The sequence below is a fragment of the Halorubrum sp. LN27 genome (assembly GCF_016635065.1).
In the GTDB taxonomy this organism is placed as follows: Archaea; Halobacteriota; Halobacteria; order Halobacteriales; family Haloferacaceae; genus Halorubrum; species Halorubrum salipaludis.
Map to the genome: position 1 here is coordinate 262,163 of NZ_JAEPET010000001.1, position 12,562 is coordinate 274,724.

General features: G+C 72.1%; 15 protein-coding genes and 2 tRNA genes. 13 read left to right on the top strand and 4 right to left on the bottom strand.

The genetic code is table 11. From position 1 onward, the window contains the following. Positions 1-47: 47 nt before the first annotated feature. A complete protein-coding gene (locus JIN95_RS01180; RefSeq protein ID WP_200530283.1) occupies positions 48-449 on the bottom strand; it encodes a gamma-glutamylcyclotransferase family protein in 402 nt (133 codons plus the stop codon). Positions 450-596: 147 nt separating this feature from the next. Between JIN95_RS01180 and JIN95_RS01185 the strand changes: the two genes are divergently transcribed. The 6 genes from JIN95_RS01185 to JIN95_RS01210 all read left to right on the top strand — a co-directional run bounded on the left by JIN95_RS01185 (position 597) and on the right by JIN95_RS01210 (position 6,379). After that, entirely contained in the window at positions 597-2,075 is a 1,479-nt protein-coding gene (locus JIN95_RS01185) for an MATE family efflux transporter (RefSeq protein ID WP_200530284.1), read from the top strand. Between the two features lie 50 nt (positions 2,076-2,125). Then, entirely contained in the window at positions 2,126-3,634 is a 1,509-nt protein-coding gene (locus JIN95_RS01190; protein ID WP_200530285.1) for a stage II sporulation protein M, read from the top strand. A gap of 115 nt (positions 3,635-3,749) precedes the next feature. Continuing rightward, complete coding sequence (locus JIN95_RS01195) at positions 3,750-4,250, top strand: Hsp20/alpha crystallin family protein (protein ID WP_200530286.1); 501 nt, start codon at positions 3,750-3,752, stop codon at positions 4,248-4,250. Positions 4,251-4,366: 116 nt separating this feature from the next. Then, complete coding sequence (locus JIN95_RS01200; protein WP_095635343.1) at positions 4,367-4,795, top strand: Hsp20/alpha crystallin family protein; 429 nt, start codon at positions 4,367-4,369, stop codon at positions 4,793-4,795. 66 nt (positions 4,796-4,861) lie between these two features. Beyond that, positions 4,862-5,494 (top strand): protein-L-isoaspartate(D-aspartate) O-methyltransferase, encoded by a 633-nt coding sequence (locus tag JIN95_RS01205; RefSeq protein ID WP_095635342.1) that lies wholly within the window; start codon positions 4,862-4,864, stop codon positions 5,492-5,494. 84 nt (positions 5,495-5,578) lie between these two features. Beyond that, positions 5,579-6,379: a methyltransferase gene (locus JIN95_RS01210; protein ID WP_095635341.1), complete on the top strand. Its 801-nt coding sequence runs from the start codon at positions 5,579-5,581 to the stop codon at positions 6,377-6,379. Here JIN95_RS01210 and JIN95_RS01215 read toward each other — a convergent pair whose 3' ends face one another. Further along, positions 6,380-6,856 (bottom strand): Ig domain-containing protein group 1 domain-containing protein, encoded by a 477-nt coding sequence (locus JIN95_RS01215; RefSeq protein ID WP_095635340.1) that lies wholly within the window; start codon positions 6,854-6,856, stop codon positions 6,380-6,382. It abuts the gene before it with no gap. Positions 6,857-6,971: 115 nt separating this feature from the next. On the opposite strand from JIN95_RS01215, the gene JIN95_RS01220 reads away from it, so the two are divergent. The 4 genes from JIN95_RS01220 to JIN95_RS01235 are packed head-to-tail and all read left to right on the top strand — an operon-like array spanning position 6,972 to position 9,210. Beyond that, entirely contained in the window at positions 6,972-8,120 is a 1,149-nt protein-coding gene (locus JIN95_RS01220; RefSeq protein WP_200530287.1) for a DUF87 domain-containing protein, read from the top strand. 22 nt (positions 8,121-8,142) lie between these two features. Beyond that, entirely contained in the window at positions 8,143-8,490 is a 348-nt protein-coding gene (locus JIN95_RS01225) for a CrcB family protein (protein WP_095635338.1), read from the top strand. Continuing rightward, the gene (locus JIN95_RS01230; RefSeq protein WP_095635337.1) at positions 8,487-8,843 is read left to right on the top strand and encodes a CrcB family protein; all 357 of its coding nucleotides are present in this window, start codon (positions 8,487-8,489) and stop codon (positions 8,841-8,843) included. Before JIN95_RS01225 ends, JIN95_RS01230 begins: the two co-directional genes overlap by 4 nt. 52 nt (positions 8,844-8,895) lie before the next feature. Beyond that, on the top strand, positions 8,896-9,210 hold the full coding sequence (locus tag JIN95_RS01235; protein ID WP_095635336.1) for a hypothetical protein: 315 nt from the start codon (positions 8,896-8,898) through the stop codon (positions 9,208-9,210). Between the two features lie 65 nt (positions 9,211-9,275). On the opposite strand, the gene cca is transcribed toward JIN95_RS01235, so the two are convergent. Beyond that, positions 9,276-10,688 (bottom strand): CCA tRNA nucleotidyltransferase, encoded by a 1,413-nt coding sequence (gene cca, locus JIN95_RS01240; protein WP_200530288.1) that lies wholly within the window; start codon positions 10,686-10,688, stop codon positions 9,276-9,278. Positions 10,689-10,861: 173 nt separating this feature from the next. Between cca and JIN95_RS01245 the strand changes: the two genes are divergently transcribed. From JIN95_RS01245 to JIN95_RS01255, 3 genes are all read left to right on the top strand, one after another. After that, positions 10,862-10,970 (top strand) — tRNA-Asn (locus tag JIN95_RS01245). A gap of 62 nt (positions 10,971-11,032) precedes the next feature. Next, positions 11,033-11,497, top strand: a complete 465-nt coding sequence (locus tag JIN95_RS01250; protein ID WP_095635334.1) for a group I intron-associated PD-(D/E)XK endonuclease — start codon at positions 11,033-11,035, stop codon at positions 11,495-11,497. A gap of 43 nt (positions 11,498-11,540) precedes the next feature. After that, positions 11,541-11,616: transfer RNA gene (locus JIN95_RS01255), tRNA-Ile, on the top strand. A gap of 26 nt (positions 11,617-11,642) precedes the next feature. Here JIN95_RS01255 and JIN95_RS01260 read toward each other — a convergent pair. After that, positions 11,643-12,506: a TIGR01548 family HAD-type hydrolase gene (locus tag JIN95_RS01260; protein ID WP_095635333.1), complete on the bottom strand. Its 864-nt coding sequence runs from the start codon at positions 12,504-12,506 to the stop codon at positions 11,643-11,645. Between the last annotated feature and the right edge of the window lie 56 nt (positions 12,507-12,562).

A 12,562-nucleotide genomic window follows, 5' to 3' on the forward strand; every position in this document is an offset into this window, starting at 1 on the left:
TGAAACCGCACGACTGCGCGGCCGTCATCGCTCCGTCAGACGGGATCTCAGGGGGTCAGGCGCACCCGAACGTCCTCCCGGTCGAGGTACCGATCGACCCGCTCGGCGAATCCGAGTTCGCTGTCGCCCGGCCACGCCGCGTCCGCGTCGAGCCGATCGGGGTCGCCGACGTACACCGCCGCCTCGTCCGGGTGGTCGTCGGGCGCGTCGAGCGGGACCGACACGCGCCGATACAGCTCCTCCCCGACGCGCTCGTACTCGTCCAGCGCGCCCACCTCCTCGGTGCGGAGGAGCCGCCCCGCGGTCTCGCCGCCCGGCGCGAGCGTCGGGTACCGCCCCTCGACGAGGTGGAGGCCGAACAGCGTCGCCGGCCCGACGTACACATACGAGCCGAGCACCTCGGCGACCCGCTCCGGCTCGGTGAGGGTTCCGTACACGAAGACGTCCATGGTCCGTGTGCGTCGTTCGCACGCTTCAACGTTCGGGCGGCGGACGACCGCTACGGCCCGAGAGCGACCTCCGTCCGGCGGGTCGCATCCGGCGGTGGCCGCCGCCTCCGACACGCAAAAGCCCCGCGCGTCCCTCCGCGGTGACAGATGGACCTTCCGCGGCTCCGGCGCGTCTGGACGCGCGTCTTCTCGCTCGCGTGGCCGGTCATGGCCGAGCAGACGTTCCGCACCGCGATGCGGACGACCGACGTCCTCGTCACCGCGCTGTTCTCGCCGGCGGCCGTGGTCGCGATCGGGCTCGCCGACCTCTACGCCCGGTTCCCCCTCCGGATCGGGCTCGGACTCGGCGGCGGCGCGATCGCGCTCTCCTCGCAGGGCACCGGCGCGGGCGCGACGGACACGCGCGACGAGGCGGTGACGCAGGCGATCCTCGTCGGCGCGCTCGCGGGGATCCCGTTCGTGCTCTTCGGGCTCTTCTTCGGCGAGTACGCGATCGACGTGTTCGGCCGGCTCGTCGGCGAGCGGACCTCCCCGACCGTCGTCGACCTCGGCTCGACGTACCTCGCGATCGTCTTCGCGACCGCCCCCGCGCGCCACGTCGCCTTAGTCGCCGCCCGCGCCCTGCAGGGGACCGGCGACACCCGCACCCCGATGTACGTCAACGTCGCCGCCAACTCCGTCAACATCGCGGGCTCGGTCGCCCTCGGGCTCGGCCTCTTCGGACTCCCGCGGCTGGAGGTCGTCGGCGTCGGCCTCGCGACCGCCGGCGCCAACGTGCTCACCGCGGGGCTCCTGTGTCTCGCCATCCGGGGCCCGTGGACCGAGGCGTCGTTTGCGCGCCCCCGCGACCTCACGATCGCGAGCCAGCTTCTCCGGGTGAGCGCCCCACGGGTCCTCGAGGGGTTCGGCTCGGAGATCGCCGAGTTCCCCTTCAACGCCCTCCTCTTGGGCTTCGGCGAGTCGGTCAACGCCGGGTTCCAGATCGGACGCCGCGTGTACCAGCAGGTGACCGGGCCGCTCTCGCGGGGGTACAACGTCGCCGCCTCGGTGCTCGTCGGCCAGTCGCTCGGCGCCGGCAACCCGGGCGAGGCCCGGTTCAACGGCTGGGCGGTCGCCGGGCTGGGCGTGCTCACCGTCGGATCGATCGGGCTCGCCCTGGTCGCGCTCGCGCCCCGGCTCGTCCCGATCTTCACCGACGACGGCCCCACGATCGCGTACGCGGTCGACTTCGCCCGGGTCTACGGGCTCGCCGGCACCGTCTTGGTCTGCTTCTCCGCGCTCTCCGGGGCGCTACAGGGAGCGAGCGAGACCCGGATCCCCCTCGTCGCCCGCGTCTCCGGGATGTTCGGTCTCTTCCTCGGGGCGTCGTGGCTGCTCGGGCGCACGGCCGGACTCGGCCCGCAGGGGGCGTACGTCGGCGTGTTCCTCGCGTACGCGTGGATGGCGCTCGTCGTGATCGCCGGCTTCCGCTACTCGGGCTGGGCGGACCGCGCCGCGGCGATGATGGCCGAGCGGGGGACTGATGCCGCCGGCGGTGAGTCGTCCGATGCCGCCGACGGTGAGTCGTCCGATGCCGCCGGCGCCGAACTGTCGTCGGAGGATCGGCCCAACCGCGCCTCGGAGTGAGCCTCCGGACCGCTCGGGTTTTTAAGTACCGGACGGCCGAACCGACTCGCATGGACCTGTCATCCGCGGTCTCCGCCGCCGCCTCGACCCTCCGGCGGCGCCCCGCCGACCTGCTCCCGTTTTACCTCCTCGGCACGGCCGTCCCCGTCGTCGCCCGGATCGGCCTCTTCGTCGCGCTCGCCGGGACGTACCTCCACTACGAGCTGACCGGGCGACTCGCCGACGCGCGCCGGGCGCTCGCCGAGCTGGACCTGACGCCGCCCGACGCGCAGGACCCCGAGGCGGTTCAGGCGTGGACCGAGAGCGTGACGCCCGCGCTCGAACCCCTCGCGTCCCCGACCGCGCTCCTCCTCGTGACCGTCGGCATGGCCGTGACCCTCCTGTTGGCGATCCTCACGTACGCCGCGGTCTCCGCGGGGCAGATGTCGGCGGTCGCGGGCCGCGTTCGCGGCGGTCGCGGGCTCACGGCCGGGATCGCCGGCGTCCGGGAGCGCTGGCTCACGTTCCTCGGCCTCTACGTCGCCGAACTCCTGCTGTGGGTCGGGGTGACGCTGCTCGCCGGCCTCGCGGTCGCCGGGGGGTTCCTCGTCAACCCCTTCCTCGGGGCCGCGGTCGCGCTGGTCGCGCTGCTGGTCGGGCTGGTCGTCCTGCTCCTCGTCCGCGCGGTGTTCGCGTTCGCGCCGGCCGCGGTGGTCATCGACGAGACGGGCGTGGTCGGCGCCGTCGAGGGAGCGGGCGGGTTCATCCGGAGGAACCCCGTCGACGCCCTCGCGTACCTCGTCGTCGCCGTCGGCGTGCTCGTGGCGATCTCCTCGGCCGCGTCGGCGCTCGCGTTCCTCGGCGGCGGGGCCGCCGTCGCGCTCGCCAGCGCGGTCGTCGCCGCCCCCGCGCTCGACCTACTCAAGACCCTCCTGTACGGCGACCACCGCGGCGTTGTCGCGCCCGTCGAGCCGGTCGACGCCCGGATCCGCGACCAGTTCGTCGGGGGCCTCCGCCGCGGCTGGAGAGAGATGGTCGGCTTCGTTCGGCGGACGCCGGGGCTCCACCTCGTCACCGTCCTCGTCGGCGTCGGGTTCGGTGTGGTCGGATGGCTCGCCGTCGACCCCTTCGTCGGCGCGGTCACCACCTCGATCGAGTCGCGGCTGGTCGGTCACCTCCCGCCGACGGCCGCGCTCAACTTCTTCGGTAACAACTGGTCGGTCGCGATCGCGACCTCGTTCGCGGGCACCGCGCTCGTGGTCCCCGCGCTCTCGTCGATCGCGTTCAACGGGCTCGCCCTCGGCGCCACCGCGGCGCTCGAGGAGAACCTCGCCGCGCTGGTCGCGTTCGTCGTCCCCCACGGAATCCTCGAGATCCCCGCCCTGTTCGTCTCCGGCGCGTTAGGGATCCACCTCGGGATCGTCTCGTGGCGGACGTTCCGCGGCAGCCTGTCCCGCGAGGCGTTCGCCGACGCGCTGGAGAACGCGTTCTGGGTGTTGATCGGGGTCGGCGCGCTGATCGCGGTCGCCGCGTTCATCGAGGGATTCGTGAGCCCGTACTACTGGCGGCCGTTCCTCTGAGCGCCCGACTCAACGGTCCTATCGGCCGATTCGCCCTCCGCTTCGGCCTTCGCTTCCCCCGCTCGCCGACATCCGCCCGTACGTTCAAGTCCCTCCGACTCGAATCCTGACCTGTATGACGCGACGCGATCCCTTCACCGAGATAGAGGACCTGCTCGAACGGATGGGTCAGGAGTTCGAGGAGCTCGGCGGTACGCTCGACGCGCCGGACTCCGGCGTCCCGGGGTTCCCGGGCGCCCGCGACGTCGCCGTCGACGTGATCGAGGACGACGAGGCGATCACCGTGCTCGCCGACCTCCCCGGCTTCGACGCCGACGAGATCGAGGTGGAGCTCCGCGACAACGCGCTCTCGATCGCGGCCACCCGCGAGGAGACGCGGGACGCGGAGGCGACCGTCGGCGACAGCGACGCGGCCGAGGGCGACGCGGCAGGCGACGGGGAGGTTCGCTACCACCGCCGCGAGCGAAGCCGTCGCGCGGTGTCGCGTCGGATTCCGATCCCCGAGCCGGTCGAACGCGACGGGACGACCGCTTCGTACGACGACGGCGTGCTCACCGTCGCCCTCCCCAAGCGGTCGCCGTCGGACGCCGCCGGTCATAGCATCGACGTGAACTGATCGGCCGCGATCGGTCCCCCGTCGCCGTCATTCCGCACTTCTCGACCCGACTGCCGCGAGCTATCACCTATCCTGTCGTCTTTAATACCACAGAGTGCGTCCATGAGGTGAGTATCATGAACAGAACCAACCCCTTCGACGAGATCGAGCAGTTCCTCGGCCGCACCACCCTCGGCGGCGACCGCATGTGGGGGCGCGACCTCCGGACCACCGACATCGACGTGGCCGAGTACGACGACGAGTTCGTCGTCATGGCCGACCTCCCGGGATACGACCGCGAGGACATCGATGTCCGGGCGACGGAGGGGCGGCTCACGATCTCCGCCGAGCGCGGCGCGGATCCCGAGATCGCGGAGAGCGAGGACGCGGACCGGCGGTACCTCCGACGCGAGCGCCGCCACGAGTCGATCACTCGCTCCGTCGACCTTCCGGGACACGTCGTCGACGAGGACGCGAGCGCGACGTACCGCCACGGCGTGCTCACCGTCACGCTCCCGAAGGCCGTCGACGAGGCGGCCGACGGCCACCGGATCGACGTGGCGTAGGCCCGATTCAACCCCGTTTTCCACCCCGCCGACACTTTCTCCACGCGCCGCGTGCTATGCCGACGCATGGACGACGCCGATCACGAGGCGGCGCGCCGCGAGCTCGTCGCCCGGCTCCGCCGCCGCCTCGACGTCGACGAGCGGACGCTCGCGGCGATCGAGGCGGTGCCGCGACACGCCTTCGTCCCGGAGCGCCACCGGTCGCGCGCCTACGCCGACCGGCCGCTCCCGATCGGCCACGATCAGACGATCAGCGCGCCGCACATGGTCGCGGTCATGACCGATCTGCTGGACGTCGAATCCGGCGACAAGGTGTTCGAGGTCGGCACGGGCTGCGGCTACCACGCCGCCGTCGTCGCCGAGGTCGTCGGTCCGGGAAACGTCTACAGCGTCGAGTACGTCCCGGAGCTGGCCGAGGCGGCCCGCGATCGGCTCCGGCGGCTCGGGTACGACGTGACCGTTCGAGCCGGCGACGGACGGACGGCGTTTCCGGAGGAGGCGCCGTTCGACGCGGCGTACCTGACCTGCGCGCCGAGCGACGGCGTCCCGGACCGGATCGTCGACCGCGTACGGACGGGCGGCCGGGTCGTCGCGCCGGTCGGTCGCGCCGGCGCACAGCGGCTCGTCAGGCTGACGGTCGGCCACGAGGGCCTCGACCGCGAGGACCACGGCGGCGTCCGGTTCGTTCCGATGCAGTGACGAGCGGTACGGCGGCAGCCGACCGGTGGCGAACCGTGCGACGACGAGCGAGCGCTTTTAGAGGGCCGAGCACCGAGTCCGGCTATGGACGAGGCGTCGCTTCGGGCCGACATGATCGAGGGGCTCGAACATCAGATCGGCGAGACGCTCGACGAGCCCGTGCTGGCGGCGCTCCAGCGCGTCTCCCGCGACCCGTTCGTCGACGACGCCTCGACGGTCGGGGCCGAGACAGGCCGGGGAGGCGGGGACGGCGGGAACGGGGACCGGTCGCTCGCGCCGGCGACGGTCGTGCGGCTGATCTCCGCGCTCGACGCTCGCGAGGGCGACGAGGTGCTGGTCGTGGGCGCGGGGGTCGGCTACTCGGTCGCGCTGCTCGCCGAGATCGCGGGCGCGAAGCGCGTCCACGCGGTCGACATTGACCGCGAGGCGGTCGCGCTCGCCCGCTCGAACCTCTCGACGGCCGGATACGACGCCGTCCTCGTCGACCGGCGCGACGGCGCGAACGGGCTCCCGGAGTACGCCCCGTACGACCGGATCCTCCTCGAAGCCGGGGTGGTCGAGCCGCCGCGCGCGCTCCGCGAACAGCTGGCTGCGGGCGGTCGGATCGTCTACCCGCGGGGGACCGCGGTCCAGACGATCGCCGCGATCGAACCCGACTCGGAGGGAGCGCCGTCCGACGAGCCGGCCGACGACGAGGCGCCGACCGGGTTCCGGACGGTCGAGACCGCCGGCCCGACGCGGCTGCAGCCGATGCTCGCCGACGGCGAGCAGCGCGGCGTCGAGCGGAACCGCACGCGCCGCGAGGACGCCGAGCGCGCCCAGCAGGGCCACTTCGCGCGCCACGGCTGGGAGCAGGACTGGATCGACTGGGACGACCAGCTCTGATCACTCCGCGACCACCAGCACCTCGGTGTTCCCGCGCTCGTCGACGTAGTCGCCCTCCGCCGGCGGTTTCACGTCGACGGTGAGGGTCCCGTCGGGCTGGTTCGGTCCGAGCTCCGGGTCGACGTCGACGGTCGCGGTGCCGTCGGATCCCGTGGTCGCGGTGGCGACGCCGTCGATCTGCGCCGATCCGCTTCGCACGATCACCGTCGCGTCCGCGACCCGAGACCCGTCCGGATCGAGGACCGCCACGTCGAGCGACTGCTCGCCCGGCGTCGTCACCTCCGGCTGCGGCTGCGCGTCGACCTCCGTCGCGGCCAGCCCGTCGATGTCGCCGATCATCCCCATCATCACGCTGAGGCTCGCGACGCCGACGACGAGCGCGATGACCAGCCTGACCGGTAGGCCCTCGATCGCCCGACGGTCCGAGCGAAACGATCGGCGGTTCGCGGTGCGTCCGTCCCGTTTCGAGTGCGGCATATGGCCGGTGGCCGCGGTATCACTGATAAAGGATCGGACGAGTCGAGCGGGTCGGGGGGATCGGCCGGCGCGTCGCGCCCCGACCTTTTTGTGCGGTACCGCGGCCACCGCGCCCATGCACGTGCTCGGACGCCACTTCGGTTCGGACGAGGGAGCCATCACCGACGGCGCGAACGACGGGTCCGGCGGCGACCGGATCCCGACCGTCCGGCTCGGCTCGTTCCTCGCGCGCGACGGCAGCGCCGGGGCCGCGGTCGGCGTCGACGCCGACGGCCCGCACGCGGGCGTCGTCTTCGGTAAACGCGGCACCGGGAAGTCGTACACGCTCGGCGTCCTCGCGGAGGGGCTCGGGGCGGCCCGCGGCGTCTCTCCGGTCGTGGTCGATCCGATGGGCGTCTTCGGCGGTCTGGAGTCGGCCGGCGGACGGGTCGTCGAACCGCGCATCCGCCCGACGGCGATCCCCCCGGAGGCCTGGCCGGACCTGCTCGGCCTCGACTCGGCGGGCGGGCCGGGAAGTCTTGTCTGGCGCGTCGTCGCCGACGCCGTCGACGCCGCCGTTGGCGGGTCGGAGCGTTCGAGCGACTCGCCCTCGCTCGCGGCGATCCGCGAGCGCGTCGCCGCCGCTGACGCGCCCGCCGCCGACCGTCGCGCGGCCGCGAACCACCTGCGGCTCGCGGAGTCGTGGGGGGTCTTCGACGCGGACGCGTCTCCCGTCGAACGGCTCGCCGCCGACGGCGCGCCTACCGTGCTCGACCTCGCCGGGACCCCGGAGGCGGCCGCGGCCGCGGTCGTCAGGGCGGTCGCTCGCGGGCTCTACGACGCCCGGATACGCGGCGCGCTCGACCGACTCCCGTGGCTGCTCGTCGACGAGGCGCACGCCTTCTTCGGCGGCGTCGCCGACCCCGCGCTCCGGACGCTGTTAACGCGCGGCCGCGCGCCCGGCGTCTCGCTGGTCTGTGCGACGCAGCGTCCCGGCGCGCTGCCGAGCGTCGCCGTCTCGCAGTCCGACCTGCTCGTCGCCCACCGCCTCACCGCCGAGCGCGACCTCGACCGGCTTGCCGAGGCGGAGGCGACCTACCTCGCCGGCGACCTCGCCTCGCGGCTCCCGGCCGGGACCGGCGAGGCGCTCGTCGTCGACGACGCGACGGAGACGGCCCACACCGTCCGGATCCGCGAGCGCCGGACCCCGCACGGCGGCGGGAGCCCGTGCGCGAGCGGGACCGAGGCGGCCGCGAGCGCCGCCGCGAAGTCCGAAGACCCATGATAAGCGGGGACGACGACGCGGTATGGAACGGACGCCGCTCGGGTTCCTCCTCGTCGCGCTCGGCGGGTTCGTCGGCGCCGTCGCCAGACACGGGGTCGACGTCGCCGCCGGCGACGCGACCGGCGTCGGGACCCTCCTCGCGAACGTCCTCGGCTCCTTCGCGCTCGGCGTGTTGCTCGCGTGCGCACCGAGCCGCCGGACGCGGCTGTTCGTCGGGACCGGCGCGCTCTCCTCGTTCACCACCTACAGCACCTTCGTCGCCGACGCCGCGTCGCTCGGAACGACCGCCGGCGCCGCGTACGTCGCCGCGAGCTACGTCGCCGGGCTCGCGGCCGCCGCGGCCGGGCTGTTCGTCGGGGGGCGACTGTGACCGATCCGCTGTTTGCGGCCGTCCTCGTCGGAATCGGCGGATCGGCCGGCGCCGCGGCCCGGCACGCGGTCGGCCTCCGGGTCGAGGGGCGCCGCTCGGTCGTGGTCGTCAACGCGCTCGGGAGCCTCTCGCTCGGCGTCCTCCTCGCCGCGCCGATCGGCTCGGAGGCGACGCTCCTCGCCGCCGTCGGGTTCTGCGGCGCGTTCACGACGTTCTCCTCGTTCGCCGTCGAAACCGTCTCGACCGCGGCCGACGGCGAGCGACGAGCCGCGGTCGGGTTCGCGGCCGCGAACTTGACGGTCGCGCTGCTCGCGTTCCTCGTCGGGGCGGCTGTCGGCGGCGCGCTCGCCTGACCGCGGTTCGGGGAACGACAGGTACAGGCGGGTCCGGACCCTACCGCTTTGCGTGACCGACGACGCCGAGGATCGGATCGACGCCTCGACCACCGAGGCTCCGGGCGAGAGTCCCGACGACGCCGACGAACCCGACGTGCCGGTCGACTTCGGGGATCTCTCGCTCCCGCAGCGCGCGTTCGTCGCCGCCGTCCAGAACCCGACCCGCGGGGTGGTGATCGCCGGTCTGCTCGCGTTCGCGTTCTCGTTTTACGTCGCTTTCTGGCTGGTCTTCCCGCGGGTCGCGGCGTTCATGTCGGCGGTCGGCGCCGTCCTGCTCGCGCTCGTCGCGCTCGTGTACCTCGTCTCGGATCGGCTCTCGCGGTAGGCTGCTCTTCGGCCGCGGTTCTCCGGTCGCAGTTCTCGGCCGCGCTCTCGGACCCCTCCGTGCCACTACGGATGCGGCTCGTAGAACTCCCTGAGCGGCACTCCGAACGCGGGCGCGAGCGTCGCCACCGCGTCGCCGACGAGCACGTCGCGCTCGGCGAACTCCCGCTCGACCTGCGCGCCGAGCGCCACGTCCCCGGCCGCGTCGCTTTCGAGGTACTCGCGGACCGTCGTGAACTCCCGCTCTCGCTCGACGACGTACCGGTCGCCGTCGATGAACGGGCCGTAGGTCTCCGGGTCCACGTCGTCGGCGTACGACTCGTAGAAGCTCGCGGCGTGCTTCCGCACCGCGACCGGGGGCCCCTCGTGGCGCACTACGGCCGGCCGCGTCGCGACCTCCAGTTCGGCGTACAGCGCTGCGCGCTCGGCGCCGGACTCGTTGTCGTCTCTACCGTCGCCTCCGTTGTCCGCCCCGTCCGCCGCGTCCGTCATCGCCTGCGCGCGGAGCACGTCGAAGCCGCGCTCGTTCAGTCCCCGGACGACCCCGTCGAGCGACCGCCGGAGCTGTGGCCACAGCTGGTCGTCGACCACGTCGGGCGCGTCGAACACGACGGCGGCCGGCGTCGTCTCTCGCCGGTCGAGGTGGTCGCGAACGTCGCCCGGGCCGAGCGGCGTCAGCGCTTCGGGTTCGAACGGCTCCTCGCTCGGCGTCGCGAGCAGTTCGCGGGCGTAGTGCTGGAACCGCGCGAGGTTCGCCGCCGAGAGCACGGCCGCGACGTTCCGCGTCGGGTCGGTCGGATCCACCACGACCAGCGGGTCGTCAAAGGTCCGCTCGGCGTGGCCCTCAGGGTCGAACTCCACGGGAGGGTGCCAGCTCCGCGCGGACTCCACGAGGGGGACGAACCCGCCGAGCTCCAAGACGAGCAGCTCGGTCAGGTACCCCGAGAACCCCTCGGTGCGGAGGTCGCTGCCGTACGCGCCGATCCCCTTCAGGAACGCCTTCGCGAGCACCACGTCGTCGGCGAGGTCCTCGTCCAGCCGCGCGGACAGGTACGCGTCGTGGAAGGGGGTGCGGTCGACGGCGGAGACGAGGTCGCCGGCGGTCGCCACGTCGTGGCAGGGGACGAGATCCACGTCGAACCCCTCGTGGGTGCCCTTCACGTAGGGGTGTTCGGCGTACTCCTCGTGGCCGTCGGGGAGGACGGTGTGGCCGACGGCGAGCCCGTACTCCTCCAGCTGTTCGCGGTCGAGGTCGGCGTCGAACCGTACGAAGAGATCGATGTCGCGGTCGCCGGAGACCCACGTGCCCCGCGCCGTCGACCCCACCTGCACCACGTCGGCGTCGACGGGGAGGTCGGCGATCGCCTCCCGGGTCCGCTCGGTGAGATCGGCGGCGACCGCTCGCAGGTGCTCGCGCTCCGCCGGCTCGGGCACCACCCGGTCGCGAACGCGCGACAGCACCGCCTCGAGATCGTCCATGGAGTCGGCTTCTCGCGGTCCGGCCGAAAACGTGTCGGTGGCCGCGCGAAAGCGGTGATCGGGATCGCGATCGGGAGACGAGGGGCGGGTTCGACTGCGCCGCGCCAACTGATCGCACTCGCGTCGGGCGGAAACGAAAGCCCTATCAAAACGAGTCGAGTACTCGGAGATGAGCCGAAGTAGCTCAGTTGGTAGAGCGCCTCGCTGTTACGACGCTCGGTGGGTTTCCCCCCGGACGTCACAGTCACGAGGCGGTCCCAGGTTCGAGTCCTGGCTTCGGCGCTTCTTTCATACGGTCTTGATGACGACCACGCGTTTTGTACGAAACCGACGCAGGGCGTCGTATGTCGCGCTCCGAGCAGTACGACCGACTCGGCGAACCTCAGAAGCGCGGACAGGCCACGGAAGCGATCGTCACGGCGGAGCTGATCGCTCGCGGCGTCTCCGTCCTCACCCCGGCGTACGATAACGAACCATACGACCTCGTGATGGAGATCGACGGCAGCTTTCACCGGATACAGGTCAAGACCGCGTTCGACGGCAAACGCGACGGTGCGGTGGAGTTCCGGACCCGAAGCGTTCGGACGAAAAGCGAGGGGTACGAACGAGAGGGATACGACGGCGAGATCGACTACTTCGCAGCCCTGAACGTCACGAACGAGGAGATCTATCTCGTCCCGATCGAAGACGCCGGATCGACGGCGACCACGATCCGGTACGAACCCGCCGCGAACAACAACCGGGCGAACGTGAACTGGCACACCGAGTACCGGCTTGACACGGTCCTCGATCGCCTCCGATCGGGGTAATGCGGTAGGCTAAAGAACGTGCCTCGTATATCCCGGATCTGTCGGGCCTTTAGCTTAGTCTGGCTCAAAGCCCTCCGCTCATAACGGAGTGATCGCCGGTTCAAATCCGGCAAGGCCCATCCTCTATCTCCCGTTTTCTCGTTTTCTACTCCAACAGCGTCACCAGCTCGTTCACGTCTTCGACGACCGCGTCCGCACCGACCTCGGTGTACTTCCGACGCCCATCCTCGCCGGTCAGGCCGCCGGTGAGGACGCCGATCCCGTAGTAGACGCGGCTCGCGTCCTCGTCGTCGGCGTTGCGCGCGGTCCGCACGTCGTCGAGCGTGTCGCCGGCGAAGGCGACCCGGTCGGCGTCGAACCGCTCCGCGAGGGTCACCAGGGCCCGCGGGTGCGGCTTCCCCTCCTCCCAGTCGTCCATCGTGAACCGCCGGTCCTCGGGCACGTCGAGGCCGACGCGCTCCAAGGCGATCTCCGCCTCGGCGGCGGGCCGCCCGGTTAACACGCCCACGTCGAACCGGTCGGTGAGGTCGGCGATCGTCTCGGGATCGACCAGGGTCGGCTCGTCGTGGATGTATCCCGGCGCCGACAGCGGCGGCTCGCCGCCCTCCAGCTCGCGGTACAGGTCCGCGCCGAGGTACAGCGCCTGAAACGTCTCGCGGAGGCGGTCGGTGTCCCACTGGTCGCGGACGCGCGCCTGCGCGACGCGGGGGAGGTCGCCGACGACCGCCTTCGCGGCGTCGAGCCCGCCGCCCTCCTCGGCGACTCGGTCGGTGAACGTCTCCACGTCCATCCCGAGCCCCTCGCGGCGGGCGAGCACGTAGAGGGCGGCCGCGTTCGTCAGCTCCCAGTCGTTGTTGAACCCGCCGGCGTCCTTGAACGACTGGACCGCGTCGCGATCGATCGTCTTGTCACACACCCGTTCGACGGACTCGATGATGGCCCGCCGGTAGGAGTCCGCCACGTCGACCAACACCCCGTCGATGTCGAGGACGACTGCGTCGACCTGCATACCCGTACGCCGGCAGGAACGGGAAAGAACGTTCGGGTTCTCGTCGATCCGGTCGG

Bases quoted from the DNA above. Each gene is read 5' to 3' on its own strand.
- JIN95_RS01180 (WP_200530283.1), bottom strand. From the start codon at position 449: ATGGACGTCTTCGTGTACGGAACCCTCACCGAGCCGGAGCGGGTCGCC.
- JIN95_RS01185 (WP_200530284.1), top strand. From the start codon at position 597: ATGGACCTTCCGCGGCTCCGGCGCGTCTGGACGCGCGTCTTCTCGCTC.
- JIN95_RS01190 (WP_200530285.1), top strand. From the start codon at position 2,126: ATGGACCTGTCATCCGCGGTCTCCGCCGCCGCCTCGACCCTCCGGCGG.
- JIN95_RS01195 (WP_200530286.1), top strand. From the start codon at position 3,750: ATGACGCGACGCGATCCCTTCACCGAGATAGAGGACCTGCTCGAACGG.
- JIN95_RS01200 (WP_095635343.1), top strand. From the start codon at position 4,367: ATGAACAGAACCAACCCCTTCGACGAGATCGAGCAGTTCCTCGGCCGC.
- JIN95_RS01205 (WP_095635342.1), top strand. From the start codon at position 4,862: ATGGACGACGCCGATCACGAGGCGGCGCGCCGCGAGCTCGTCGCCCGG.
- JIN95_RS01210 (WP_095635341.1), top strand. From the start codon at position 5,579: ATGGACGAGGCGTCGCTTCGGGCCGACATGATCGAGGGGCTCGAACAT.
- JIN95_RS01215 (WP_095635340.1), bottom strand. From the start codon at position 6,856: ATGCCGCACTCGAAACGGGACGGACGCACCGCGAACCGCCGATCGTTT.
- JIN95_RS01220 (WP_200530287.1), top strand. From the start codon at position 6,972: ATGCACGTGCTCGGACGCCACTTCGGTTCGGACGAGGGAGCCATCACC.
- JIN95_RS01225 (WP_095635338.1), top strand. From the start codon at position 8,143: ATGGAACGGACGCCGCTCGGGTTCCTCCTCGTCGCGCTCGGCGGGTTC.
- cca (WP_200530288.1), bottom strand. From the start codon at position 10,688: ATGGACGATCTCGAGGCGGTGCTGTCGCGCGTTCGCGACCGGGTGGTG.
- JIN95_RS01250 (WP_095635334.1), top strand. From the start codon at position 11,033: ATGTCGCGCTCCGAGCAGTACGACCGACTCGGCGAACCTCAGAAGCGC.
- JIN95_RS01260 (WP_095635333.1), bottom strand. From the start codon at position 12,506: ATGCAGGTCGACGCAGTCGTCCTCGACATCGACGGGGTGTTGGTCGAC.